General features: G+C 59.4%; 15 protein-coding genes and 1 pseudogene. 10 read left to right on the forward strand and 6 right to left on the reverse strand.

From position 1 onward, the window contains the following. Window positions 1-19 precede the first annotated feature (19 nt). The 3 genes and pseudogenes from EC915_RS02960 to EC915_RS25540 all read left to right on the forward strand — a co-directional run bounded on the left by EC915_RS02960 (window position 20) and on the right by EC915_RS25540 (window position 2854). Window positions 20-451: a VOC family protein gene (locus EC915_RS02960; protein WP_256658657.1), complete on the forward strand. Its 432-nt coding sequence runs from the start codon at window positions 20-22 to the stop codon at window positions 449-451. A gap of 510 nt (window positions 452-961) precedes the next feature. Next, a pseudogene (locus tag EC915_RS25535) lies at window positions 962-1996 on the forward strand (cache domain-containing protein); the annotation flags it as partial. A 93-nt stretch (window positions 1997-2089) separates the two neighbouring features. Then, window positions 2090-2854, forward strand: coding sequence for a methyl-accepting chemotaxis protein (locus EC915_RS25540; protein WP_372237848.1), 765 nt, complete (start codon window positions 2090-2092; stop codon window positions 2852-2854). Between the two features lie 136 nt (window positions 2855-2990). Here the strand turns inward: EC915_RS25540 and EC915_RS02970 are convergent, their stop codons facing one another. Next, entirely contained in the window at window positions 2991-3863 is an 873-nt protein-coding gene (locus EC915_RS02970; RefSeq protein WP_133749022.1) for an alpha/beta hydrolase, read from the reverse strand. 337 nt (window positions 3864-4200) lie between these two features. Between EC915_RS02970 and phnN the strand changes: the two genes are divergently transcribed. The 3 genes from phnN (at window position 4201) to EC915_RS02985 (ending at window position 13967) form a co-directional block, all read left to right on the forward strand. Continuing rightward, complete coding sequence (gene phnN, locus EC915_RS02975; protein ID WP_133749023.1) at window positions 4201-4767, forward strand: phosphonate metabolism protein/1,5-bisphosphokinase (PRPP-forming) PhnN; 567 nt, start codon at window positions 4201-4203, stop codon at window positions 4765-4767. A gap of 742 nt (window positions 4768-5509) precedes the next feature. After that, window positions 5510-13648 carry an RHS repeat-associated core domain-containing protein gene (locus EC915_RS02980; RefSeq protein WP_133749024.1) on the forward strand — a complete coding sequence of 2713 codons (8139 nt, stop codon included), beginning with the start codon at window positions 5510-5512 and terminating at the stop codon, window positions 13646-13648. 91 nt (window positions 13649-13739) lie between these two features. Further along, complete coding sequence (locus EC915_RS02985) at window positions 13740-13967, forward strand: hypothetical protein (protein WP_133749025.1); 228 nt, start codon at window positions 13740-13742, stop codon at window positions 13965-13967. A gap of 207 nt (window positions 13968-14174) precedes the next feature. Here the strand turns inward: EC915_RS02985 and EC915_RS02990 are convergent, their stop codons facing one another. The 3 genes from EC915_RS02990 to gcl all read right to left on the reverse strand — a co-directional run bounded on the left by EC915_RS02990 (window position 14175) and on the right by gcl (window position 17735). Next, a complete protein-coding gene (locus EC915_RS02990; RefSeq protein ID WP_133749026.1) occupies window positions 14175-15077 on the reverse strand; it encodes a 2-hydroxy-3-oxopropionate reductase in 903 nt (300 codons plus the stop codon). A gap of 63 nt (window positions 15078-15140) precedes the next feature. Then, window positions 15141-15923, reverse strand: a complete 783-nt coding sequence (gene hyi / locus EC915_RS02995) for a hydroxypyruvate isomerase (RefSeq protein WP_133749027.1) — start codon at window positions 15921-15923, stop codon at window positions 15141-15143. A 36-nt stretch (window positions 15924-15959) separates the two neighbouring features. Then, window positions 15960-17735 (reverse strand): glyoxylate carboligase, encoded by a 1776-nt coding sequence (gene gcl / locus EC915_RS03000; protein ID WP_133749028.1) that lies wholly within the window; start codon window positions 17733-17735, stop codon window positions 15960-15962. A gap of 108 nt (window positions 17736-17843) precedes the next feature. On the opposite strand from gcl, the gene EC915_RS03005 reads away from it, so the two are divergent. Together EC915_RS03005 and EC915_RS03010 are read left to right on the forward strand one after the other, a co-directional pair. Then, complete coding sequence (locus EC915_RS03005) at window positions 17844-18755, forward strand: LysR family transcriptional regulator (protein WP_133749029.1); 912 nt, start codon at window positions 17844-17846, stop codon at window positions 18753-18755. A 142-nt stretch (window positions 18756-18897) separates the two neighbouring features. Continuing rightward, a complete protein-coding gene (locus EC915_RS03010; RefSeq protein WP_133749030.1) occupies window positions 18898-19980 on the forward strand; it encodes a hypothetical protein in 1083 nt (360 codons plus the stop codon). A 68-nt stretch (window positions 19981-20048) separates the two neighbouring features. Here EC915_RS03010 and EC915_RS03015 read toward each other — a convergent pair whose 3' ends face one another. Next, window positions 20049-20816, reverse strand: coding sequence for a 2-keto-4-pentenoate hydratase (locus EC915_RS03015; RefSeq protein ID WP_133749031.1), 768 nt, complete (start codon window positions 20814-20816; stop codon window positions 20049-20051). A 324-nt stretch (window positions 20817-21140) separates the two neighbouring features. On the opposite strand from EC915_RS03015, the gene EC915_RS03020 reads away from it, so the two are divergent. Both EC915_RS03020 and EC915_RS03025 read left to right on the forward strand, forming a co-directional pair. Continuing rightward, window positions 21141-22352, forward strand: a complete 1212-nt coding sequence (locus EC915_RS03020; RefSeq protein ID WP_133749032.1) for an MFS transporter — start codon at window positions 21141-21143, stop codon at window positions 22350-22352. Between the two features lie 184 nt (window positions 22353-22536). Beyond that, window positions 22537-23850 (forward strand): HAMP domain-containing sensor histidine kinase, encoded by a 1314-nt coding sequence (locus EC915_RS03025; protein ID WP_133749033.1) that lies wholly within the window; start codon window positions 22537-22539, stop codon window positions 23848-23850. On the opposite strand, the gene EC915_RS03030 is transcribed toward EC915_RS03025, so the two are convergent. Further along, window positions 23786-24487 (reverse strand): histidine phosphatase family protein, encoded by a 702-nt coding sequence (locus EC915_RS03030; RefSeq protein ID WP_133749034.1) that lies wholly within the window; start codon window positions 24485-24487, stop codon window positions 23786-23788. The two genes, EC915_RS03025 and EC915_RS03030, sit on opposite strands and share 65 nt — an antisense overlap. Window positions 24488-24695: the final 208 nt, after the last annotated feature.

Raw genomic sequence — 24695 nt, forward strand, 5'->3', positions numbered from 1 at the left:
GGAATCAACCGTGACCGATATTCCTGCAAAGCTATCGCCGTTTCACCTCGCCATTCCCGTGCATGACCTCGCGGCAGCACGGAACTTCTACGCCAATGTGTTCAATCTGGCTGAAGGCCGTTCCAGCGAGCGCTGGGTGGACTTCGATTTCTTCGGCCACCAACTGGTGATTCACGAGCACCCGAAAACCGATTCCCAAGCCCACGCAGGCAGCAATGCGGTGGACGGCCATGACGTGCCGGTGCCGCACTTTGGCGTAGTCCTGGGCTGGGCGGAATGGGAAGCGCTGGCCGATCGTTTGCAGGCGCAGGGCGTGAAGTTCGTGATCGAGCCCTATGTGCGCTTCAAGGGTCAGGTGGGCGAACAGGCGACGATGTTTCTGTTCGATCCCTGTGGCAACGCGCTGGAATTCAAGGCGTTCAAGGATATCGGGCAGTTGTTTGCCAAATAATCCCCTTTCACCTCCCAGTATCGACAATCTTCGTCAGCAAGCTCACCTCCACACAGGGTCCCGCAATGGCATCAGATGTCTGCGGCAACCCGATCATTGTGCGAGTGAGCTTGCTCACGAAGGGGTAGTAGGGCTGCCGTACACATCCGGATTCTGCAAGTCAGCCTTGGCGAGCATGCTTCCCGCAGAGGATCACTGGCCAAAGGTAGACACTCTGTAGCGTTGAAAAAAGGGTTTTAACGGCTTCGCTTCTGGATGCCGTCCGAGCATCTGTTTGTACCGGAACTGGATACATGTCCCGGTTTTTATACAGGCTCTGGATACATTCTTCGTAATAGCCCCCCTGAAACAATGTCTTCGACGACCGGTGCTCAACTTCGCATCTGCACGGCCGAACTATATTTCAGGCCGTGACTTCCCTTTCTCCGCTTAACCTCGTACAAAGCGCGGCGCGCGCCTGATCGGCTACGCATTCCCGTCGCTGTCATTCTTGGTTATGGACAAAATCGTATGATCAAAAGTCTGGGTTTCAGCAGAAAGATCCTGTTGGCCGCTGCACTGATAGTTGTTGTCGCTTTTTCCTGTTTTATTCTGGTGAACGATTATCGCCAGCGCGAGACCTTGAAAAACAATGTGGATGCCGAACTGCGACAACTGGGAAGTCTGACCACGCAAAACATCCAGATCTGGCTGGACAGCCGTACTCAACTGCTTTACTCGCTGGCCCAACGGATTGCCGCCGATGGCCCTGCGCCGGACAGCCTGCAACGCGCCATTGGGCTGGCGGTGTACCCCGACAACTTCCAGCTCAGTTACTTCGGTGGCAAGGACGGTGTGATGGTCTCGGTGCCGGCCGGTAACCGCGCCGCCGACTACGATCCGCGTGCCCGTGGCTGGTACAAGGCTGCCGATGCCGCACAAGGCATTATCGTCACCGAGCCGTACATCGCGGCCTCGACCGGCAAACTGGTGGTCACCCTGGCCACGCCGGTGCGTCAGCAGGGACAGATGATCGGCGTCGCGGGGGCGGACATTTCGCTGGAGGCCATCAGCAAGACCATCAACTCGCTGAACTTCGGTGGCCATGGATACGCTTATATCGTCAGCGCCGACGGCAAGATCCTGATCCATCCGGACAGCAAGCTGCTGCTCAAGAACGTCAGCGAGGCCTATCCAAACGGCGCGCCGAAGATCGCACCGGGCGTGTCTGAAATCGAGTCCGGCGGCAAGGCGCAGTTCATCTCGTTCACCAAGGTCGAAGGCTTGTCGTCGGCCAACTGGTACGTGGCGCTGGTGCTCGACCGCGACACCGCCTATTCGATGCTCAGCGAATTTCGCACTTCGGCCATCACCGCGATGGTCATCGCCGTGGCCATCATCATCTTGCTGCTCGGGCTGCTGATTCGGGTGCTGATGCAGCCGCTGCACCAGATGGGCCGTGCGATGCAGGACATCGCCGATGGCGAGGGTGACCTGACCAAGCGCCTGTCTATCGTCTCGCAGGACGAGTTCGGTGCCCTGGCGCAGTCGTTCAACCGCTTCGTAGAGCGTATTCACGGCTCGATCCGCGAGGTGGCGTCTACTGCCGGCCAGCTCGGTGAAGTCGCGGCCCGTGTGGTCGGCGCGTCCAACTCGTCCATGAGCAACTCCGATCAGCAATCCAACCGCACCAATAGCGTTGCTGCCGCGATCAATCAATTGGGGGCCGCGGCTCAGGAAATCGCCCAGAACGCGGCGCTGGCCTCGCAGCATTCCAGTGAAGCCACGCAGCTGGCCAGCGAAGGCCAGGGGGTCGTGACCCAGACCATCAAGGCGATGAATCAATTGTCGGAGAAGATCAGCGAGTCGTGCGTCAACATCGAAACGCTGAACAACAAGACCGCCAATATTGGTCAGATCCTTGAGGTGATCACCGGCATTTCCCAGCAGACCAACCTGTTGGCGCTCAACGCCGCCATTGAAGCGGCCCGTGCCGGTGAGGCCGGGCGCGGCTTTGCGGTGGTGGCTGATGAGGTGCGCAACCTGGCGCACCGCACTCAGGATTCCGCTCAGCAAGTGCAGGGCATGATCGAAGAGCTGCAGGTCGGCGCGCGGGATGCCGTGGCCAACATGACCGAAAGCCAGCGCCAGAGCGAGAGCAGCGTGACCATCGCCAATCAGGCAGGTGAGCGCCTGAACAGCGTGACCCGCCGCATCAGCGAGATCGACGGCATGAACCAGTCGGTGGCAACGGCGACCGAGGAGCAGACGGCGGTGGTCGAATCGATCAACGTCGACATCACCGAGATCAACACCTTGAACCAGGAAGGGGTCGACAACCTGAAGTCCACCCTGGATGCCTGTACTCACCTGGAGCATCAGGCGGCACGCTTGCAGCATCTGGTGGGCACGTTCCGCATCTGAACAACCGCGTCTGCCTGCGGCAGCCGGCTCTTTTGCGAGAGCCTGCTTGCTGGCGAATACGCCGGGTCAGAGTCCGTCAGGGAGGCGACCCGGCGCAAAGCTTAGGGTATGGTTTTGCGACCAGACATCTCGTCGCTCAAGGCTGCTCGGGCAATCCGGCAGCCCGGCGCAACCCCAGATGCAAGGCCGTGCCAAACATCTGCCCGTGATTGCGACCATTGAATTGTTGGTAACTGGCCTCTGTGCCGGGCAGCGTCGCCAAATGCTCGGCCAGCAGGCGATTGGCATCGCGGGGTATAGCTGCCATTGCCTTTCTTCGCTCCGGCGAGCCGCCATCGAACTGTGCGATAGGCGGCTTGCCTTCTCTTTCTCCGATGATCAGTCGAACCGTACGCGCTAAACCTGTCGGGAATGCGTTGAGCGCCATGACGTTATAGAACGTGACCGGCTGATACCAGAGTGACGCGCTGGCAGCGAACCAAGTCTGAAATGCCGCAGGTTCCTGTAACAGCGCAGATAGCACGAGCAGTCCGCCAAATGAATGGCCCCATAACGTCTGGTGCGAGAGATCAACGCTGTAGTGCGCCTGAACCTCGGGTTTTATGTTCGATTCAATTAATTGCAAAAACGCCCCGGACGTCGCCCCGGTGTAGTCTCGTGTACGCCGCTCGCCGTCGTAGGTACCGTCGATGTCGTAGCCGATCATCACCAGCAGCGGCGGGGTGCCTGTCGCAAGCTCGCCGAGCCATGCTTCCTGCAACTGGGCCATGACGTTATTGCCGTCCAGCAGGTACATCACCGGATAGCCCGTGGAGACGGGCGGTCTGCGAGGAATGCCGATGTCCAGGCGGTAATGACGCTGGCCGTCGTGGGAGTCGATGTTCATTCGCTCGAAGCGGTAATGGGCAGAGCCGGTTTCGGCCAAAGGGTGGGCCTCCTGGTTTGCTGCGTGGCTGTTCAGCGACACGACGCCGAAGAGTAGGACGATGAGGCTGTGCGTCCAGTTCATAGCAGGCCTTGCATGAGGTGTGATAGGGACCGGCGCTGTCGCAAACCACAGAATAGCCGCGGTGAGTCCGCTGCAAGAAGTGCTACTGGATATTCTTGGCAGCGATTATTATCCGGTCATTGTGCTGCAGCGGTTTTTGCACTGCGGGCTCAGCGCAATGGATCGATAAATGGCAGGAAGCGGGCCATGACCACGGTGACTCCGGCGTCCGCGCGCCTGGCGGAGTTGCATGTTCGCCGCGAATCCGTGCTGGCCCGGGACCCACCTGATTCACCCTCGCGCCGCAGGCACATGCCAGTGATCGAGCGGGGGTGGCGAAAAACGAAGAGGGTTTCTGATGGCAGGCAGGTTGATCTATCTCATCGGACCGTCCGGTTCGGGCAAGGACAGCCTGCTCGATGCGGCGCGCGAACCCATGGCGCTGCGCGGCTGCCGGATTGTGCGCCGGGTCATCACCCGTTCGGCGGAGGCCAAGGGTGAGGCGGCGCAGGCTGTCAGTGTCGAAGATTTCGATCTTATGCAGGCCCAGGGCAAGTTCGCGCTGAGCTGGTTCGCCAACGGCCTGCATTACGGCATTCCGAAAGAAATCGATCTGTGGCTATCCGAAGAACATGACGTGCTGATCAATGGCTCTCGCGGTCATCTGTCACAGGCCCGAGCGCGCTATCCCGATCTGCTGGTGGTGCTGCTGAATGTCGATCAGGCAGTGCTGCGCGAACGCCTGCTGACCCGAGGCCGGGAGTCGGTCGAAGAGATCAAGGCTCGGCTGTCGCGCAATGCGCAGTTTTCCGACGACCTGCTGGCCGACAACCCTACGATTATCCTGCTCGACAACTCAGGCGCCCTGGAGCAGACCGTTGCCAGTTTGCTGCAACGAATCGACCGGGCGCATGCCGGTGGATGAACCTGCCGGGCGCCGCGCACGCGCGGCAGGGAGTTACCGTTCATGGAGTGGCGGCGCGAGAAAGGGCGGCGGTTTGAGCTCAATTGAACATGCCGATGAAGCCGCAAATGTGCAGGCGGCGGTAAATCGATTGTTGACGGTGTGGAGACATGCCGCTCGTCATATTATTGATGTTTCTGCCCCGAGCGTGAAATTCCATGACTACACTTTTCTGACGGGGCCTTTTTATAGGGCCTGCGCACCCATCAGTTTTGTCCGTTACGTCAATGTAACGCGTGCAATGCCTTCTGAAGATCGTCCGACGTGCTTGAGGCGCATTCAGTGATCCTGACTGCGACTTGGCTGCATCTGCGTGCGCAACTATTGGATAGCCACAACGTTTCAGAGGACTGCCAGGATGGCCTACACACGACGTGAAATTAAAAAATTTTTAAAAGCCGACGAACTCATTGAATTAAACGGCAAGCAATACACTTATGCCCGGGCTGATGGCCCGGACATCGTGCTTTATTTACCCGGAGCGGAAGAACAAAAGCGCGTGGCGTATGAGGATATTAAAAGGATCCCGCAAGTTGATCTCAGGAAAAGTGAAGAAGCCAGGCAGCTAAGTTTGCTCATCAACGCGGGAGCGGTTGCTATTGCGGAACCGGATCGACTCGAATTATCACCTGACAGTGGACCGTTGTTGATCGAGATGTTCGACGGAGACTATCTTTTCGGCTGTGTGAAACAGGTTCGAAGTGTGGAGTCTAAAACGTTTCACCAATTGAATTTTTATCTGGATCTTTACGCCAATAAAGAGAGTCGCGCGACTTATGCTTCCCTTTCGATCGCGCTGCCACTGCTGAGCGCCGCACGTGGCGTGAATGAAGACGTCGATGATGTTCTGGTTTCTTATATCGAAAATATGTACGCCTTGCGGGGTGTCGACCCTGCCAAACTTCCATCCGCGCCAGCTGACCCTGAGCCTGCAGTTGAGGTCGAGCCTGTTCCACCCGCAAGGGATAAGAGTCCACCAGCCGCTGAGCTCGCACAACCTCCCTCCGCACAAAATAACGGTGAACCTACAGCTGAAGTCAGACGACAGACGGTCGAACCGTTTGCCGTTCCTTACCTGATTACCACCCAGCCCGACGGCTACTTGCCTGACATGAACGACTTCACGCTGGAGCGTGCAGGCAGCGTCGACGACGGCTGGTATAGCACGGTGCCGATCAAGGGCGACCGAGCGCTGGCTGACGGTGAGACACTGAGTGCGTTTCTGGTCAATCGTCGCGATGGCCAGATCAGCCGGTTCGACTGCGTTGCGCAGGCGAGCATGCTCCAGGACGACCAATGGCCTGAGGCATTTGCCCAATCCATTGCCAGCCAGGGCGCGGCAATGACTGCCGGGGCGTGGCGTGAGGACAATACCTTCTCGACCGCAACGGCGTCGTTGCGCCTTTGGTGCCATGCGAAGTACCGCGCATTCACTAACGCGCCGTTCACCGCCAACCTGGTCCAGGTACTGGCCTGTGATGACCGCTTCCAGTTGACCGTTGGACAGACCCTTTGCCTGCAGGTGCGCGACCTGAAGACCCAGGCGCTCTTCGAGCAGCATTTCTTCCAGGCTGCCGGGGAGCAGGCCGGGGCAGGTTGGTCCAGGCTTCTGTGCGAGCAAATCAATCGTGACAGTCATCTGCTGCGTGCGGGGGTTCTGAGCGGAGGTTGCGAGGTAACGCCCGCCGACCATGGCAACGCTTTCTGGGGGCCGCAATGCGCCGAGCTGAGCGTCACGCTGACGCTGGCGAACTGGTGGGAAAGCCGCAAACTGGAGAGCGCGCGGGCACTGGAAGCAGGAACCACGCTACACGCCTGGGTCTACGATGCGTTTTCCCACCGCTTGCTGGCTCAGCATGAATGGACCCCGAGTACCGCCCAACGGGGCAGCGAAAAATGGCTGACAGCGTGGGCCACGGCTTTGAATACATCAGACGTGTCGGCCTACCTGCGAGCCGGTATTTCCAGCCCAACTGACGATAACCTCAAGGTCACGTCCACCGACGGCCTTGGGCTCTGGCAACGGGGTGACGCGCTGCGCATTTTCACTTCCCTGCCAGATGCGGGCAATCGGTCCGCGGGGCTTGCACTTGAACTACCGGAAGGATCGCAAACGACTGACGATCTTCAGGTGACGGTGCGCCATCCTTTCAGCGGGCAGGTGCTGCATGCCGCGGTATTCACCCCTGCGCCAGAAGATGAAAGTGAGTTCGATCAACACGCCTGGCGCGACGCGCTAATCAATTTCCTCAAAGATCAGGCTTGGCCGGAGCTGCACGTGCAACCGGCAAGCCAGGCCCAGGGTGACGCCGATATCTGGATGCCGCGCTTTTGCGAACTGCAGGTCGATCTCGATCCCGTCGCTGCCGACGTTGAATCTGCAGCGACGACTGCATCCGCTTTGCCCACGGTGACGTTCGTCTCAACCACCGGCTCATTGCGGATAACCGCCGATATTCATGCCGGTGAGCTTGAGTTTCGTCTGAACCGCGCTGCCGTGAACGACGGCATACGTATAGCCACCTGTGTGCCGGTGGTATCGAGTGAGGGGGTGGCTGCTGAGGATGGGCCCTGGCCGATTTCAGTGACGGCCCACAGAATCACTTGGGGCGCACTGGCCAGGCGATGCACCTATGAGGTCACCCTGGACTATCCCGTGAGCCTCTACGGCGGGGTAGAACGAACCATCGGCCATATCGGTGCTTTTAGCGAAACGCAATTCTGGCAGGCACCCCAGCCGGTCTCGTACACCCCATCCAGCGCGTTGACCCCTTACTCGCCGACCAGTCTACTGTGCGAGGACTACGGTAATACCGAGCGCTCCGAAATCTTCGACACGCTTGGTCAGGGTGAAAGTGGCGTGGACCCACGCACCGGGCTGTTCCACGCCCATTACCCGATCGCCACGTTGCAAGGCCTGAGCGGGCTCGGCCCGATCTGCGATCTGACCTTGCATTACTCGGCCTTGCGCGGCAACGAGGCGGGGCTTGGCGATGGCTGGGCCTGGCGCTTTTCCAGCCTGAATGTGCGTGACCGTTGCCTGACGTTGGCCAACGGCATGCGGATCACGTTTACCAGCGAGGAGTGGCAGGGGCTTGGTGAAGAAAAACCGCTGAAAAAAAACCACTGCCTGGTGCAATCCAATAAGGATTACAGCCAGGTCACGCTCGACCTGCCCAGTGGTCGCCGGGAGGTCCTGAGCAAACCGGGCGCAGAGGGCAGCGACGAGGAGGAACCAAACGCCGCATTTGTCGAGCGCATCATCAAGATGCTCAAGGCTATCAAGGGGAAAAGTAAACCGAATTTCCCTGCGGTTCCCGCGCACTGGACTCAGTGGGTGCTTCTCGTTCTTTCACCGGCCGCCTATTACATCGGCGCCAAGCTCGATTACGACGAAGTCCTCAGCGCCTGGGAAAAACATGGCAGCGTCAAGGAACTGGACGAGCGTATTGCCTATTACGAACGGCCCTTCGTGCAACTGCTGCCCTCACGCATCGTCTCGCTGTATGGCGAAGGGTTGGACCTGGAGTGGAAGCGCCAGAAAGGGCAATTTCTGCTCATGGCCATCCAGAGCGGGGAAGAAGCGCTCTTCACTGCCGAATACCTTACCCCGGACGAAACCAATGCACAGGTGAACATGCAGGTCTGGCCGACGAGCGATGAACGCTTCGAGGTCAAACTGCGATTGCAGAGCTATTTATTGCACACACTCACGCGCACGCAGGAAAAAACAGAGGAACAAACCAAGACGATCATTCAGCAGGTCGATTGTGACTATGCCGACGATCCAACCCTGGATCGGGTGCTGTGTCGGTTGACGGAACTCGATGGATCGGTCGAATGCGTGCAATACAGGCCAGGCATTCGGGGAACAGGTAAACCCCTTTGGCCTCAGGCTGTGCTGCATGCATTGATTCCGGGTGATGGGCAAGAAAATCAGGTCAATACCTACCGCTATACCGGTCGTCTGCTGGACACATCGGATCAGTTGTACATCGTCGAGGGCGAGCGCGGTGCGCATGGGGCACGAGAGCATCACCTGCAGGTGTTCGGCCTCGACGATCAGATACAGCGTCAGGAGCTGGTGGCGGGCTCGGCGTCGGCCGACAGCCAATGGCTGGAGTTCAAGGCACGGCAATCGGCCAAGGCTCAGGTTATTCGTTACACGGGGTACGGGGATGATCTGGTCAAGGCAATTGAACAGATCAAGCTGGGCATCAGGGACGACAAAGCAGTGCTGCTCCTGGGCCAGCAGCAGGTCAAGTCTCAACAGGCTATCGTCGAGCTCGTCTGGAGCTACGGCCTGCGAAGCCGCAGGCGTTTGATCAGTTCCATCGAGTCATTGCTACGGGTCTGTCCGGCGTCGCAGCGTCCGGCACTGGGCAAGGCGATCGATATGTTGATCACCGAGCAGAGCGACGATGGCCTGCCGATAAAACTGGTTACGCAGGGTCATCACACCCTTCACAGCGCCTACTACCCGGCCGGTGGCGGGGAGAACATCGTCAGTGCTGCTACGCTGAACGGCCTGAGCGGCGTATCGGATGTGCCGCAATTGAGCTGCCCCAAGCTACCTGATTATGCCCTGCGCCCGCTGATGGCCGAGTATCAATGTGACGACTTCGGCAACTCCCTTGGTTTGAAGCTCTTTGGCTATCGCTCGGTGCAGCGTGACGGCAGGACATTCCTCGAGCTTGAGCAACAGGTAGTCATTGAAGGGATAGGCGTGAATGGCACATTCGACGGGCAGTTTCTCAGTACCATCGCGTGGGTCAAGACCGCCGGTGAGGTGCTATGGCGCCAGCGCGTCAATACCGTCTCGCCAGTGACCGCCAAGACGACGCCCGGCGGTGAGAGCAAAGTCAGGGAGTGGACCCTCACCGATAAACAACTGACTCATCTGGGCACTGCTAACTTTTCGCTGGAAACCACGCGCATCTGCGAAGACAACCCTAACAACGCGTTTATTGTGGTGCGCACGATTTCAAAAACACAGGCTGGCAGCCAGGCGGTCAGTACCGAGCGGTGTTCACGTTACAGCCAGCGTTGCCTGGAGCGAGTCGAGCAAGGTATCGAGACGACGTGGGCGTACGACGCCGCCGGGCGTGTGGTCGATGAAGCGCAGTATCGACTCAAGCCAGGCAAAAAAGGCAGGGCCGATGACCAGAAAGCGGATGCACGCACCGAGACACAATATTCCTCGGATGGCAAGGTAGCGACCCAAATCCATGGCAACGGCGACGAAAGCCGTGCATACCTGGACGGCTTGCAGCGGACATGGCGCAGCGAGTGGCGAAGGGCCGGCTCTCAGGGTTATCTGCCGCTGTATGAATGTTCTCTGCAAGGGCTGGATGAGTCGCAAGTGATGGGCAGTTGCGAGTGGGATTATTTGCCGGGTGGTCAGGCCGTTGTCGAAAGGGCTCAGGCGCAGCCGCAGCAGGGGCGTCAGCCTTGGGTGAGCGAGCGGGGGGCGGCGGATGTTGAGAAAGAGGCGAATGAAGCTAAAACTCGATCAGTTAAGCTAGACAAAGCACGAGACCTCGAAATTTACTATGCGGGCATCGGGGGGGCAGACAGACAGACGGCTTTAGAGTTCTTCGCCGTCCTGACGGAACTGTATGGATTAAGAGAGTCGTCATCAAACAATAATGGAAAGGATATAGAAAGCATCATTAACCACGGCTTTACATTGGGACTTCAGATATTTGAATGGGGAACTTATGATCCATTGAAGCTTATAAAATTATTGCAAGGTATCGCGGGGCGGAAAGGTGATCAGGGCATTGCAGCTCAAGCTGAGTTTTGGTTTAAGTTGAAAAGAATAGTTCCTCCTTTCCCAGGAGGCTCAGTAATGTACGTGAAAGAATACGTTGACTGTGAGATTTTGAACGGGGGCGTACTGAAAGGGGGCTACACCATTGAGCAGTTGCCAGTGGAGTTTAAAAAACTAAAGTCCATTCCGGATTTTACAAATGTTGATATTCTTAATTTCTTCTCACTGCTCGATGGAGTTTCGAATCCCGAAATGCGCGGTTTCTATGTGTCTGATCCAATGCTTTTTACAGTGGAAAATGGTGAAGGCAGAAAAGTTAAGTTAGTCATTGAACAAGGCCTGTCCCAACACCGCCTCTCTCAACGCACCACCGAGTACCTGACCAAAACCGATGGCACCTTCGAACGCACGCAAACCCTGTCAGACGGCACCGGTCAGCCGCAACTGAAACTGAGCCAACGTCTGGATTCGAACGGCCGCGTGGTGGGCAGCGAGCGTATCGTCGGCGACGAAACGCGCACCTACGCCCTGGAGCGCGACGTACTGGGTCGAGTCACCCGGATAACGCGACCTGACAGCACCCTCATCGAGCGCACCTATCATGGCTTCAGCAACCAGATCACCGAACTCAAGGTAGGTGGCAAGGTCGTAGTCACCCAGAAAATGGCCAACGATTCTACGTTGCAATCACGCAAAGTCGGCAGCCGGACCTACACCTTCGATGACGACACAGTGACCCTGCCCGACAAAACGCGTTTACACACGCGAGTCGATGCCGAGGGGGTCCAATGGGGCGCAAGCGACAGCGCCGTGGCCAGCCTGACGCGCAAAGAGGGTGTCACCACCGTGGCGTCGGGCAGCACCGCAAACGACATTTGGAAGCACAGCTTTACCCACCCCAGCCTGCCTGGCCGCATCAAGGAGGCGCAAACCACGCCGCGCGGCGAATCGCAAAGTGCCGAGTGGCGAAGCCTGCGGGGCACCACTGTGGCTACGCTTCGCAGCGACGGCCATTGGCAGCGCGGTTTCGTCGATAACGAAGGACGTGTCCTGCGTACCTGTCAGGAGCATGAGGACGTGGCTTACCGCTACGACACATTGGGTCAACTGCAATCGCGTCAGGTCCAGGCACTGAAGGCCGGCGAGCAATGGCAGGTGCTCAGTGAGCACAATGACTTTGGCCAGGAGGTGGTGCGGACCTTTTTACACAACGGGGCGCCGCGCTTCGAGCAACGCATGACCTGGCGAGGAGATGGTCGCCTGGCGAGCAAGGCGAGTTACGAGGGAGGCCTGCTCAGGTCCAATGAATGTTTCAGCTACGACGAACTCGATCGACTGCAACGCTATACCTGCGATGCCAACGATGCGGCGCATTGTCCTGAAGACGCCGATGGCAAGGCGGTCAAGGCGCAAGTATTCACGTGGGACGCGCTGAACAACCTCGTCAGCTGCGTGACCACCGGCTTCGATGATTCCGTTGTGACCCGCGCGTTCAGCTATGACGACAGCACCGACCCTACGCGCATGACTGCGGTGCAGCGCGGTACCGAGTCCGAAGCCCTGGCCTGGAGCGATAATGGCTACCTCAAGGCCGTTGAAATCCAGGGCCCGAGGTTCGCCTACAACGCCTGCGGCCAACTGAGCAAGGTCAGCGATGCCGACGATGTGCCGCTGGCACGCTATGAGTACGACGGCTATCAACGCTTGGCGGCGCAGTACGTCAATGCGGATGAGAGCATCCGTGAACTGCGCTACGACGGTGATGAGCTGATTGGCGAAGTCTGGTTCGACAAGGACCAGGCCGTTACTCGCCGCACTAGCCTCTCGGCCGGGCTTGCCGAGTATGACGGGGAGCAGGTGCGTTGGCTGATTGATGATCCGCAGGTCGGCGTCGCCGGGCAGGTCAAGGATGGCGAACTCAGCCTGGCGCCATTGTTGCCGTTCGGCGAAGGCGCCGTGCTGGACGGGGTGGGCGTCGGCTATAACGGCATGCGCCGCGACCCGGTCACAGGCCAATACCATGCCGGCAATGGTTACCGCAGCTACGACCCGACGCTGTGCCGTTACGCTCAGCCCGATTGGCTGGCCCCGGTCGGCGAGGGCGGTCACAACCCCTACCAGCACTGCCCGGACCCGGTCAACCTGCATGACCCCAGTGGCGCAATCATGCTCAGCCGCTGGGAGCAGAATCTGGTCATGCAAAACCTCGACCAGGAGCTTAAGGACACTCAGGCCATGGAGGTCGGTGGCAAATGGCGTGGGCTGGCCCTGTCGTTGGTGTTGACGGTTGTAGGCGTTGCTGCAACGGTTTTTTCCGGGGGAACGGCCTCCATGTTGCTGTTCGGTGCATTGACGGCGTTGAGCGCCGCTTCGTTCGGGCTGGAGGTGGCCTCGGTGCTGACCGCAGAGTTGAATCCGGAACTTTCCAAAGCCCTGGGTATTGCCTCGATGGCGGTGGGTGTGCTGTCCGCAGCCTGTTTCATGGGGACGATCAAGGCGGGCGTCAGTCTGCTCAAGCAGACGATCAGCGCGGTCGGACGCACGGTACGCCTGATAGGGCGCGGGGCAAAAGCACTCGGTCGCAGCGTTGTCCGACTCTTCAGAGGTCAAGGACGCCTCACCCGGATCTACAACGCTCAACTGGGTGCCACGCGCTTCCCATTACGCATGCGCCTGCGCACATTCATGCGCAGGGTGGGCGATTACCTCGATGCCCCTGCCGCACCGCTTGAGCCGATGCCGACCTATGACAGAAGTGGGTGGGCCGGCAAGCTGAGAAGCTATTGGGACGGCCCGGACCCCCTCAACCTGACAGGGCGGCCGGCCAGGCTCTATGAGTGGGCCAACCGTTCGCGTTTCGTCTCCAGGGTCAATGAAATCGAAGGGTTGGCCATTGAAGTCAATATCCTGCGAGGAACGCTGGAGTCGTCCATAGCGCTGGCCGAAGGGGATGATTCCTCATCCATCAGCTCGCAAGCACGCGCCAGCCTTCGCGGCAATAACCCTTACAAGCCTCGTCATATCAGGCCTCGATACGAACTCTGGACGGCACTTGGATTGAGCGGCTGAGCCAATTTCCGTTCTCGGACGGCGGCAAGCCAGCGGCCATTGCTGTCGGGTATTCACAGGGGCTGCATCAACGAAACAATAGGTGATGATCATGAGTCAATTCACAGGGAAAGTGGTAAAGCGAAACCTCAAGCAAAGCTTCGGCTGGATCAAGTACGATCCAGCAGACAAGGATGATGATGACGAGATTTACTTCATGTGGGATTCTCGCCGCGACGGAGAGCTTCCCGATGTTGGCGCAAGTGTGACGTTCAGCAGGGAGCGCGACCCTGAGAAGTCGGATGGGTACATAGCCACGAATGTAAAAGTCAAAAAATAGCGTGTGGGTGTACCTGGTAGGGATGAATGACGGTTCAGCTGTGACATGGGCCGGTCATCATCCACATCGTTGTAGCGAACACCGTGTACCCCAAGGTGCCTTGCACGTTCGCTGTCGTGGTAAAACTCCGGCGTCTCCACCCTGTAGGAGACGTCGGAGGTCCACAGACACAGCGTTGCGTCTAAGGCTTTTTCCGGATCGCCTGCGTTACTCAGGCTGGTGGTCACTCCGAATCGAAAAGTTGGCCATGTGCTCCAGGCCTTTGATCAGCCCTGAGTGATCCCAGCCGCTGCCGCCCAGTGCCGCGCAGGTGCTGAAGACTTGTTGGGCGTTGGCGGTGTTGGGCAGGTTGAGGCTCAGTTCACGCGCGCCTTCGAGCGCCAGGTTGAGGTCCTTCTGGTGCAGGGCGATGCGAAAGCCTGGGTTGAACGTGCCCTTGATCATGCGCTCGCCGTGGACTTCGAGGATTTTCGAAGAGGCAAAGCCACCCATTAAGGCGTCACGTACCTTCGCCGGATCCGCGCCGTTTTTCGAGGCGAACAGCAGGGCCTCTGCCACCGCCTGAATGTTCAGGGCGACGATGATCTGGTTCGCGACTTTGGCGGTCTGGCCGTCGCCATTGCTTCCCACTCGCGTGATGTTCTTGCCCATGGTCTGCAGCAGGGGCAAGGCGCGGTCGAAAGTGCCTTGATCGCCGCCGACCATGATGCTCAGGGTGGCGGCCTTCGCTCCCACTTCACCGCCCGAGACCGGGGCATCGAGGTACTGTGCACCGGTAGCGATGATTTTCTCGGCAAACGCCTTGGTGGCCGAAGGCGAGATCGAACTCATGTCGATCACGACCTTGCCCGCGCCAGTCCCTTCACTCAGGCCGTTCTCACCGAACAGCACGTCGTCGACCTGAGGTGTGTCAGGCAGCATGACAATGATGAACTCGGCTTCTTGTGCCACTTCTCGCGGATTGCCCAACACCTTCGCGCCGCCTTCGAGCAGCGAAGCCGCAGGTGCCGAATAGTGGCTGGACAGGAACAACTGGTGACCTGCTTTCTGCAGGTTTTCTGCCATGGGCAGGCCCATGATGCCGGTGCCGATGAATCCGATGTTAGCCATAGTGACCTCTCTTTTTTGTGCAGGGGTACAGCCGCAAGTTTGCCGCGCGAATCTGCCGAAGGCTCATATCAGGTTGTGGGTTTTCAACCAGCCCAATCCTGCCTCGGTGGTGGTCAGCGGCTTGTACTCGCACCCGACCCAGCCCCGATAACCCAGCGCGTCCAGATGCGCGAACAAAAAGCCGTAGTTGATTTCGCCGGTGCCCGGTTCATGCCGCCCAGGGTTGTCTGCCAGCTGTATGTGGCGGATCACCGGCAGGTTTTTTTCAAGGGTGCGGGCCAGATCGCCTTCCATGATCTGCATGTGATAGATGTCGTACTGCAACGACAGGTTGCGGCTGCCGACCTTGTCCCGAATCGCCAGGGCCTGAGCCGTGGTGTTCAGGTAGAAGCCCGGAATGTCCAGGGTATTGATCATCTCCATGACCAGATCGATCCCCTGAGCCTGCAGCCTGTCAGCGGCATATTTGAGGTTGTCGACGAAGGTTTTCTCAACCAATGCCTCATCGAAGCCCTGGGGCTTGATCCCCGCCAGACAATTGATCTGGGTGTTGCCCAGCACCTTGGCGTAGGCGATGGCCAGGTCGACCCCGGCATAGAACTCCTCGACCCGGTCCGGGTGGCAGGCAATGCCGCGCTCGCCCTTGGCCCAATCCCCTGCGGGCAGGTTGAACAGCACCTGGCTCAGCCGATTGGCCTCCAGTTCGGCCTTGATCTGGGCCGAGCTGAAGGCGTACGGAAACAGATACTCAACCCCACTGAACCCGGCGTCGGCGGCGGCTTTGAAGCGTTGCAGGAAGTCCAGCTCGGTGAACAGCATGGACAGGTTGGCGCAAAGACGTGGCATGGCGTGCTCCTTCTTTTGGTTGTGTGCTGGCGCCGCTCAGTCCAGCAGACTGATGGCGGTCGGGGCGTCGGCGCGGCTTTGAGCCAGTGCTTCGAATTCGTTGATCGCGTTGATCTCGGTGCCCATGGCGATGTTGGTGACGCGCTCGAGGATGACCTCGACCACCACCGGAACGCTGTACTGCTGCATCAGGCTCGACGCCTCGGCGAACGCCGCCTGAAGGTGTGCCGGATCGCTGACCCTGATCGCCTTGCACCCCAGGCCCTCGGCCACGGCGACGTGGTCCACGCCATAACCTTCCAGTTCAGGGGCGTTGATGTTGTCGAACGCCAGCTGCACGCAGTAATCGATATCGAAGTTGCGTTGCGCCTGACGAATCAGCCCCAGGTACGAGTTGTTCACCACCACGTGGATGTACGGCAGCTTGAACTGCGCGCCCACGGCCAGCTCTTCGATCATGAACTGGAAGTCATAGTCGCCGGACAGCGCCACGACATTGCGGCTCGGGTCGGCCTTGACCACGCCCAGCGCTGCCGGAATGGTCCAGCCCAGGGGGCCTGCCTGACCGCAGTTGATCCAGTGGCGAGGTTTGTAGACATGCAGAAACTGCGCGCCTGCGATTTGCGAAAGACCGATGGTGCTGACGTAGCAGGTGTCCTTGCCGAAGTAGCGGTTCATCTCCTCATACACACGTTGCGGCTTGACCGGCATGTTGTCGAAGTGGGTCTTGCGTTGCATCGTGCGCTTGCGTTGCTGGCAACCGGCGAGCCACTGGCTGCGGTCCTTGAGCTGGCCTGCGGTGTGCCACTCGCCAGCGACCTCAAGCAACATCGACAGCGCGGCACCGGCGTCGGAAACGATGCCCAGGTCCGGCATCAGCACCCGCCCGATCTGCGTCGGTTCGATGTCGACATGGATGAACTTGCGCCCCTCGCTGTACACCGACACCGTGCCGGTGTGGCGGTTGGCCCAGCGGTTGCCGATGCCCAGCACCAGGTCCGATTCCAGCAGCGTGGCGTTGCCGTAGCGGTGGGAGGTCTGCAGGCCGACCATGCCGGCCATCTGTGGATGGTCGTCGGGAATCGCGCCCCAGCCCATCAGCGTCGGAATCACCGGGATGCCGGTCAGCTCGGCGAACGCCACCAGTGCGGCCGACGCATCGGCGTTGATCACGCCGCCACCGGCCACGATCAGAGGGCGCTCGGCGGTGTTGAGCATCGCCAGGGCTTTTTCGATCTGCTTGCGGCTGGCCTGCGGCTTGATGACCGGCAGCGGTTCGTAAGCGTCGATGTCGAACTCGATCTCGGCCATCTGTACGTCGAATGGCAGGTCGATCAACACCGGGCCGGGGCGACCACTGCGCATTAGTTGGAACGCTTTCTGAAATACGTAGGGCACCTGGCCCGGTTCCATGACCGTGGTCGCCCATTTGGCAACCGGCGCGGCGATGCTGGCGATGTCGACCGCCTGGAAGTCTTCCTTGTGCAGGCGGGCACGGGGCGCCTGGCCAGTGATGCACAGAATGGGGATCGAGTCAGCCGAGGCCGAGTACAGGCCGGTAATCATGTCGGTACCGGCAGGACCGGAGGTGCCGATGCATACACCGATGTTGCCAGCGATGGCCCGGGTGTAACCCTCGGCCATGTGTGAGGCGCCTTCGACGTGGCGCGCCAGCACATGATCGATGCCGCCGAGCGTCTTGAACGCGGCATAAAGCGGGTTGATGGCAGCGCCGGGAATACCGAACGCGGTATCAACGCCTTCGCGACGCATCACCAGAACGGCGGCTTCGATGGCTCTCATGACGGGCATTTGTTAGGCTCCTGAACTCGGTAGTTTTTGTATGTGTCCAGCCTGATTTGAATTGATCGATTTGAGAATGGCTGCAAATAGCATTTCTGTCGGTATCAGGGGTATCGAATGGACCGTTACACAGAGCTGCGCAGTTACGTGTTGGTCGCCACCTGCGGGAGCTTTGCCGCGGCGGCGTTGATGGAAGGGGTTACACCCGTGATCATGGGCAGGCGTCTGAGTGCGCTGGAGAAGCGCTTGGGCATCAAGTTGATCCACCGCTCGACCCGGGGTCTGACCTTGACCGACGCCGGGGAGTCCTACCTGGACAACGCCAGGGGCGTCCTGCAATCGTTCGAGGAACTGGACGCCAGCATCAGCGAGAACGAGAGCAGCGTGCGCGGGCACCTGGTTGTATCGGCGCCTGCCGGATTCGGGCGTCAGCATGTAGCGCCGCACGCACCGGAATTTCAGGCGCGCTTCCCCGAACTGCAACTGTCGTTCAACCTCACGGACAACGTGGTTGATCTGGTTCGCGAGGGCTATGACATGAGCATCCGCATCGGCGAGGTGCTCGATCCCAACTATGTCGCCATCAAGCTGTACGCCAATAAACGCGTGGTCTGCGGATCGCCGCGCTATTTTGCCGAACATGGCCTGCCGACGACGCTGGAGGATCTGGCCGAGCACAATTGCCTGTCGTTCAACCTGCAAGGCGGTCAGCATCGCGGCTGGACCTTTCAGCGCGACGGCAGATCGGTGGCGATCAAGGTGGCGGGTAACCTGTATTGCAACGATGGGGAGCTGCTTTACGACTGGGCCAAGCGTGGCCTGGGGTTGTGCTGGCGTTCCACATGGGAAATTCAGAGCGAGCTGGAAAGCGGGGCACTGCTAACAGTGCTGGATGAGTTCGCGCTGCCCAGCTACGACATTCAGGGTGTGTACCCGCAGCAGCATTATCTGCCGGCGAAAGTGCGGTTTTTCATCGCGTTTTTGAGGGAGGTTTACAACCGACCTGGGTATTGGACCCACCGCGCCTGAGGAATCACATCAGCACGGAACCAAACGCTCGCGACCTGCCACTCAGGCGATATTCAATCCGTGCGCGAGGTGTGACATGTCGACAAAAATACTCGGGCCATCCCAGCAGGGGACTGGTCTGAACAACAGCGATTTTGGTCACATGGACGCCTTCAAAAGCGGCAGTGGCAAGCAGAACAGCGGGCACAATGGCGGCCAGGTCAGTTTCGGCGGTGCTTCAGGGGCGGGGATGCACAATGCTCAGGTCAACTTTGGTGGGCCGTCTTCGCAACCGAGCGAGAGCCGGGTGAATGCAACGCAAAAAACGGCCGATGGCAATGACACCCAATCGAGCAGTCAGGTGCGTGATCTGGTTCAGCAAATACTCCAGCTCATCGCCCAGATGATGCAGAAAAACCAGAATGGCACGGGTGATCAAACCGCTGGCAGTAGCAGCCAGCCAGTCAACTCGTCGAGCCCGGCTGCCAATGCCGCTGAACAGCCTGCGGCAACCTCTCAGACCGGCGACCCCACCGGCCAGGCATCGGCGACGCCGCAGACCGCTGCCGCTGAGCAGCCTGCCTCGACGCCACTGGCGAACAATGCGCAAACGCCACAGACCGCCGAGCCTGAAACGACCTCAGCGGCCGCCTCGACCCCTGCGACGGACGCAGCCACCTCGGTCGATGGCGGGCAAACCGCGGGCAGCGGTCCACGCTCTTTCAACATCACCAATACTCAGGATCACCCGATCAAGATCGGGCAGTTCGATCAGCACGACAAACTCACTGCCGAACTGACCTTGCAGCCGGGTGAGAAGGGCACCATGAAGTTCGAGAACGACACCACCGGCCTGCTCAAACAGGCAGACGCTGATGGCACCTACAAGCCTGATGCCAGCCGTCTTGAGTTCTATAACGGCTTCATCAACACCAGTGACATTGACGGCCGTAACGCATCCATTGAAGCCACTGACGGCAAGGGCTTCAAGATCGGAGACAGCAAAAGCATCGCGGACAAGGCGTCCAACGACATCGTTTCGGTCGACAGCGCAGGGGACAAGACAGTCGCCGGATACTACGACGGATCCACGGACAAGATGCAGAAAGGCGGCGATTTCCTCACCCAGCAACTGGGCACGGACATGACCTATATGCACCCCAATGACGACACATTGGGACAGGGCAAAAATCCGATGCGCCATACCGATTCGATGTCACTAGACGTGACGTTCGGCAAAGCCTGAGGCAGACAGGGCGCGGGGCATTCGATCAAGCCGGTGATCGTGAATGCCCGGGTGCGCCGTAGTGATGGCTAGATCAGTTCGACCGAAATCGATGGCAGCCCATGAATTGCGCCCAATGCCAGCCCCGGTCCCTTGGTCTGGTACATGCCGGTGTAGGAACCTGTGGTAATCACCAGCTCCGGCGTGACGCTCTGGCCGTTTTGCGTGTGATGGTTGACCACCCAGGGCAGCAAGCGACGGGGATCGCCCGCCGGGTTGGCACCGTCGCCCGGAGCGATGTCCTGGTCGGCGAAGGTGAGGCTCAGCGCCGGCTTGAGGAACGGGAAGCTGGCGTCGTACGGCACGAACTCGCCGACGATCAATGCCCCGTGATTGAGTAGATCGCCGAGCGCCAACAACGGCTCGATTTTTGGCCAGGCCGCAAAGCGGCTCGACACCACCTCAATCGCAGCACCCATCGATCCGATGCTGCTCAGCACTTCTTCATCCGAATAGGGCTGCTCACGCGGGGTGAACTCGCGGTTCAGGCGCAAGGCGATTTCCAGTTCCAGAATCGGTTGGGGATAGTCGATGATTTCCAGCTGACTACCGCTGGCGAACAATCCGTCGTCAGGCAGCAGCGCGCCATTGATCGGGCCGCCGCTGGGGGATTTCGAGCCGACCTTCCAGCCGCCAACGGTCGTCTCGCGCAGCCGCAGGATCTCCCGTTGCAGCGCATAGGCGCTGGCGGCATCGGCAGGTACATGCTCGGGACGGATTTCGCTGAGTTTCTGACCGTTGCGCATGGCGTCGACGATCAGTTGTGCAATGTTCGCTGGGTGAGAGGGTGAGTTCACGCGAGGATTCCTTCGGCCATTTTGAATGGGAAGCGCTCCGCAGGTGATGAACGCGTCGGGCTGCGGAGCCAGCGCGTCTACTCTAGCGCCATTTGCCGAGAATGACAGAGGCCGGTGAAGACTTGTCCCGGATCACATCTCGCCCACGCCGACCCCAGCAATACCGCCTATAAGGCCCTGCTACAACAGAGGATGAGTCCGGCTGATCCTCGGTAAACCTTGATTGATATTCCATAGTGGAATCCGGTCCATGAAAAACATGAATTTTATTTATCGAGATCAAGCCTCTAACGTGTGCGGATGAACCCGAGAAACGGAACCGAAATGGCCGTCCCGCACAGCCTCGCCGCAGATGAACACTGGAAGCGCAACCTGATGGTCTGCGTGTTCGGCGCGTTTACCACTATCGTAGCCATGACCCTGTTGCTTCCGTTTCTGCCCTTGTATGTCGAGCACCTTGGCATCACGGATCGGGCCGCCATCGTTCAGTGGTCCGGCGTGGCGTTCGGTGCGACGTTTCTATCGGCGGCCTTGACGGCGCCGTTATGGGGTCGGCTCGGCGACCGCTACGGACGCAAGCTGATGCTGATCCGCGCAAGCCTGGGAATGGCCATCGCGATGTCGCTGATCGGCCTTGCCGAAAACATTTATCAACTGGTGGGCCTGCGCCTGTTGGCCGGATTGCTGGGTGGCTACGCTTCCGGCGCGACAATCCTGGTCGCCACCCAGACCCCCAAGGCGCGCTCTGGCTGGGCGCTGGGCATGTTGTCTTCGGGCATCATGGCCGGCAACCTCACGGGGCCGTTGATCGGTGGGCTTCTGCCGCCGCTGATCGGCATTCGCAATACCTTCTTTCTCGCGGGCGGGGTGATTTTCCTGGCGTTTCTCGCCACGCTGTTCCTGATGAAGGAGGCGCCGCGTCCCAGGCGGATGGCGGGCGAGCCGAAGCCTGCGACCATACGGCCATGGGACGTGATCCCGGACTGCAAACCGGTGATCACGATGTTCGTCGTGGCTTGTCTTGTGATGTTCTCGATCATGTCCATCGAGCCGATCATCACGGTGTACCTGACCCAGCTGCACACGTCCAACGTGACGATGATGGCCGGCCTGGTCATGTCGGCCACGGCGCTGGCCAGCGTATTGTCGGCATCGCGCATTGGTAAGCTGGCAGACCGTGTCGGGCACTGGAAAGTGGTCATGGGCTGCCTCAGTGCAGCGGCGGTGCTGCTGATTCCCCAAGCCTTCGTCAGCAATGCCTGGCAGCTGGTGGTCCTGCGGTTTCTGATGGGCATCGCGCTGGGCGGCCTGTTGCCTTGCATTGCGGCGATCATCCGCCATTCGGTGCCGGACAGCGTCGCCGGGCGCATGCTCGGCTATTCAACGTCCAGCCAATACGTCGGCCAGGTACTGGGCCCGTTGACCGGCGGCTACCTGGGAGGCCATTTCGGCATGCCTGTGGTGTTTGTCGCCACGTGTGTGTTGATGGCTGCATGCGCCCTGGTGATGTGGCTGATGCGCCCGCTCGATGCCTGACGGCGCGGCTTGTGCGGCACATGCCGTGCTCTTTGGGGGAAGACCGCAGTCGGTCTCCAACGGCATATGGCAGAATTTATGCCCATCCGCATCGCCGCTTTGACAAAACCATGACATGGCATGCGGATAATTGGTCCGGGCGGCGTGACGCCCTTGACCTGAGTATCGGTACGTACGGAACCCAATGGATATCAAACACAGCCTCAAGCAACGGATTGTGATCGTCTTCGCTTTGATGAGCACACTGGTGGCCGGCGTGTTCGCGGTGGGGATCATCGCCACCGTGCATGTCGTCGAGACCCGGCTCACCATTATCAGTCTGGGCGGCAACCTGCATCGGCAGCTCACGCAGGATCGCATTGAGGACTGGCGCCATCGTCCGGAGAAGGGCGAGCTGTTCTATGCCGACGATGGCATTGACGATGTGGTGATGGCCGATGACCTGAAAGACCTGCAACCGGGCTTTCAGAAATTCTATCGCGGCAAGAACACCTATTACGCCATGGTCGATACCGTCGGCGGTCGTCGTTATGTGCTGCTGCGCGATCAACGCGAGTTCGAAAAGCGCGAACGCATTTTGTTGGGCGTAGTGATCGTTGGCTTCATTCTGAGTGTGCTGCTGTCCATTTTGCTGGGGCGGTTATTGGCCTCGCGAGTCATGGCGCCGGTCTCGCGCCTGGCAGGGCAGGTTCGCCATCGCGATCAGTTACTGGAGTTGGCGCCGGTGCTGGCCAGCGATTATGCCCGCGACGAAGTGGGTGCCCTGGCGCGTTCCTTCGACGAAACCCTGGGGCGCCTGCGCGCTGCGCTGGGCCGGGAAAAGCTTTTCACCAGCGACGTCAGCCACGAACTGCGTACGCCCTTGATGGTATTGGCGACGTCCTGCGAACTGTTGCTGGAATACCCGCATCTGGATGACCGCTCGCGCACGCAGGTGCAACGGATCAGCAAGGCAACGGCGGGAATGAACCAACTGGTCGAAACCTTTTTGTTACTGGCACGGACCGAAGGCAAGAATGCGCCCTCGGGTCAGCGCAGCAGCCTTTCCCAGATCGCCGATGAGCTGGTCGATATCTGGCGCCCGGCGATCGAAGAAAAAGGCCTGGCGTTCACCTTCGAGCCGTGCGCCCAAGCGCAGGGCCTGTACAACACCGCCTTGCTGCGCTCGGTCCTGGGGAATCTGTTGCGCAATGCCTGGCATTACACCGATGAGGGTTTCATCCGCCTGACCTTGAACCGCCACGGTTTCAGCGTCGAGGACACGGGTATCGGTATTCCGTTGGAGAAACAGAAGGCTATGTTCCAGCCCTTCGTCCGTGGTGACGAACAGCGTGGGGAAGGGCTAGGCCTTGGGCTTTCGCTGGTGCAGCGCATTTGTGGTAACCAGCACTGGAGCGTGACCTTGAGCAGCCGCGAGCCAGCCGGTTGCTGTTTTACCGTTGTGCTTGAGGCAACGGACGTTGCGCAAGCACTGTCCGCCAATCCCGGGCGTCGATAAACCCCAATACCCTCGCCGAGTGATCGTCGGGGTCAACCGAGACAATCAGTGAGGCTGCGTAATCCAGGGACACCGGCGCGGGAACATGGAGAGATTTCTCCAGTTGCGAAATGCATTCGCTGTGCGTCACCAGAATCAGGTTATGGCCATCCAGCTTGTGCCTGAGCACATCATCGAGCATCGACTTGCGGCAGTTGATCAGCCAGTCCTGACCCGCGGTGGTGCGATTGAACGCATAGTTCGACGTCTGCTCGGTACGGCGCAGCGGGCTGTTGTAGAGGGTGGCCTGATTTAGTCCCAGCGCTTGAAACCTGCGTCCCAGCTGTTCTGCCACGTGCCGCCCTCTTGCCGTGATGCCGTCCGATTGCGCCAGGCAAGGGCTGGTCGAATGGTCGCAGCGCTCGGCGTGTCGCATGAGCACCACCACCTCACCTTTGTCCCAGAGCGCGTAGAAATTGGCCCGACGCAGATGATGACCTTCAGACAGATCGGCCAGTGCTGCCGGGCGCAACGCGAACGCAATGATGCTCACCAGCACCATTATTGCTGCCATTGACAGTAAGGCGCGATAAGACTTTCCCAACGCGCGGCAGCGTCCGGTCAAACCGTCCAGGGCATGGTTAACATAAGCGTTCATGGTGGGCTCGGCTGTCGAGTGGCGTGATGTTTTAACGGTTGTGCAACAACCGGCCGCTAATGCGCGGTCCCGATTTTATGGGGCGGCATTAGTTGGCCGTAAGAACAATGGAGGTCAGGGGGTCAATGATCAGTGAAGCGTTTGTGAAAAAGGTATTCGCAGTGTATGAAGGGCCCGGGAGCGGGGGGCTGAAGAGGATAAAACAGCC

This window comes from Pseudomonas sp. LP_7_YM (assembly GCF_004364435.1).
Classification (GTDB): domain Bacteria; phylum Pseudomonadota; class Gammaproteobacteria; order Pseudomonadales; family Pseudomonadaceae; genus Aquipseudomonas.

Coding starts and splice junctions, on each gene's coding strand:
- EC915_RS25540 (WP_372237848.1), top strand. CDS start 2,090: ATGAGCAACTCCGATCAGCAATCCAACCGCACCAATAGCGTTGCTGCC.
- EC915_RS02970 (WP_133749022.1), bottom strand. CDS start 3,863: ATGAACTGGACGCACAGCCTCATCGTCCTACTCTTCGGCGTCGTGTCG.
- phnN (WP_133749023.1), top strand. CDS start 4,201: ATGGCAGGCAGGTTGATCTATCTCATCGGACCGTCCGGTTCGGGCAAG.
- EC915_RS02985 (WP_133749025.1), top strand. CDS start 13,740: ATGAGTCAATTCACAGGGAAAGTGGTAAAGCGAAACCTCAAGCAAAGC.
- EC915_RS02990 (WP_133749026.1), bottom strand. CDS start 15,077: ATGGCTAACATCGGATTCATCGGCACCGGCATCATGGGCCTGCCCATG.
- hyi (WP_133749027.1), bottom strand. CDS start 15,923: ATGCCACGTCTTTGCGCCAACCTGTCCATGCTGTTCACCGAGCTGGAC.
- gcl (WP_133749028.1), bottom strand. CDS start 17,735: ATGCCCGTCATGAGAGCCATCGAAGCCGCCGTTCTGGTGATGCGTCGC.
- EC915_RS03005 (WP_133749029.1), top strand. CDS start 17,844: ATGGACCGTTACACAGAGCTGCGCAGTTACGTGTTGGTCGCCACCTGC.
- EC915_RS03010 (WP_133749030.1), top strand. CDS start 18,898: ATGGACGCCTTCAAAAGCGGCAGTGGCAAGCAGAACAGCGGGCACAAT.
- EC915_RS03020 (WP_133749032.1), top strand. CDS start 21,141: ATGGCCGTCCCGCACAGCCTCGCCGCAGATGAACACTGGAAGCGCAAC.
- EC915_RS03025 (WP_133749033.1), top strand. CDS start 22,537: ATGGATATCAAACACAGCCTCAAGCAACGGATTGTGATCGTCTTCGCT.
- EC915_RS03030 (WP_133749034.1), bottom strand. CDS start 24,487: ATGAACGCTTATGTTAACCATGCCCTGGACGGTTTGACCGGACGCTGC.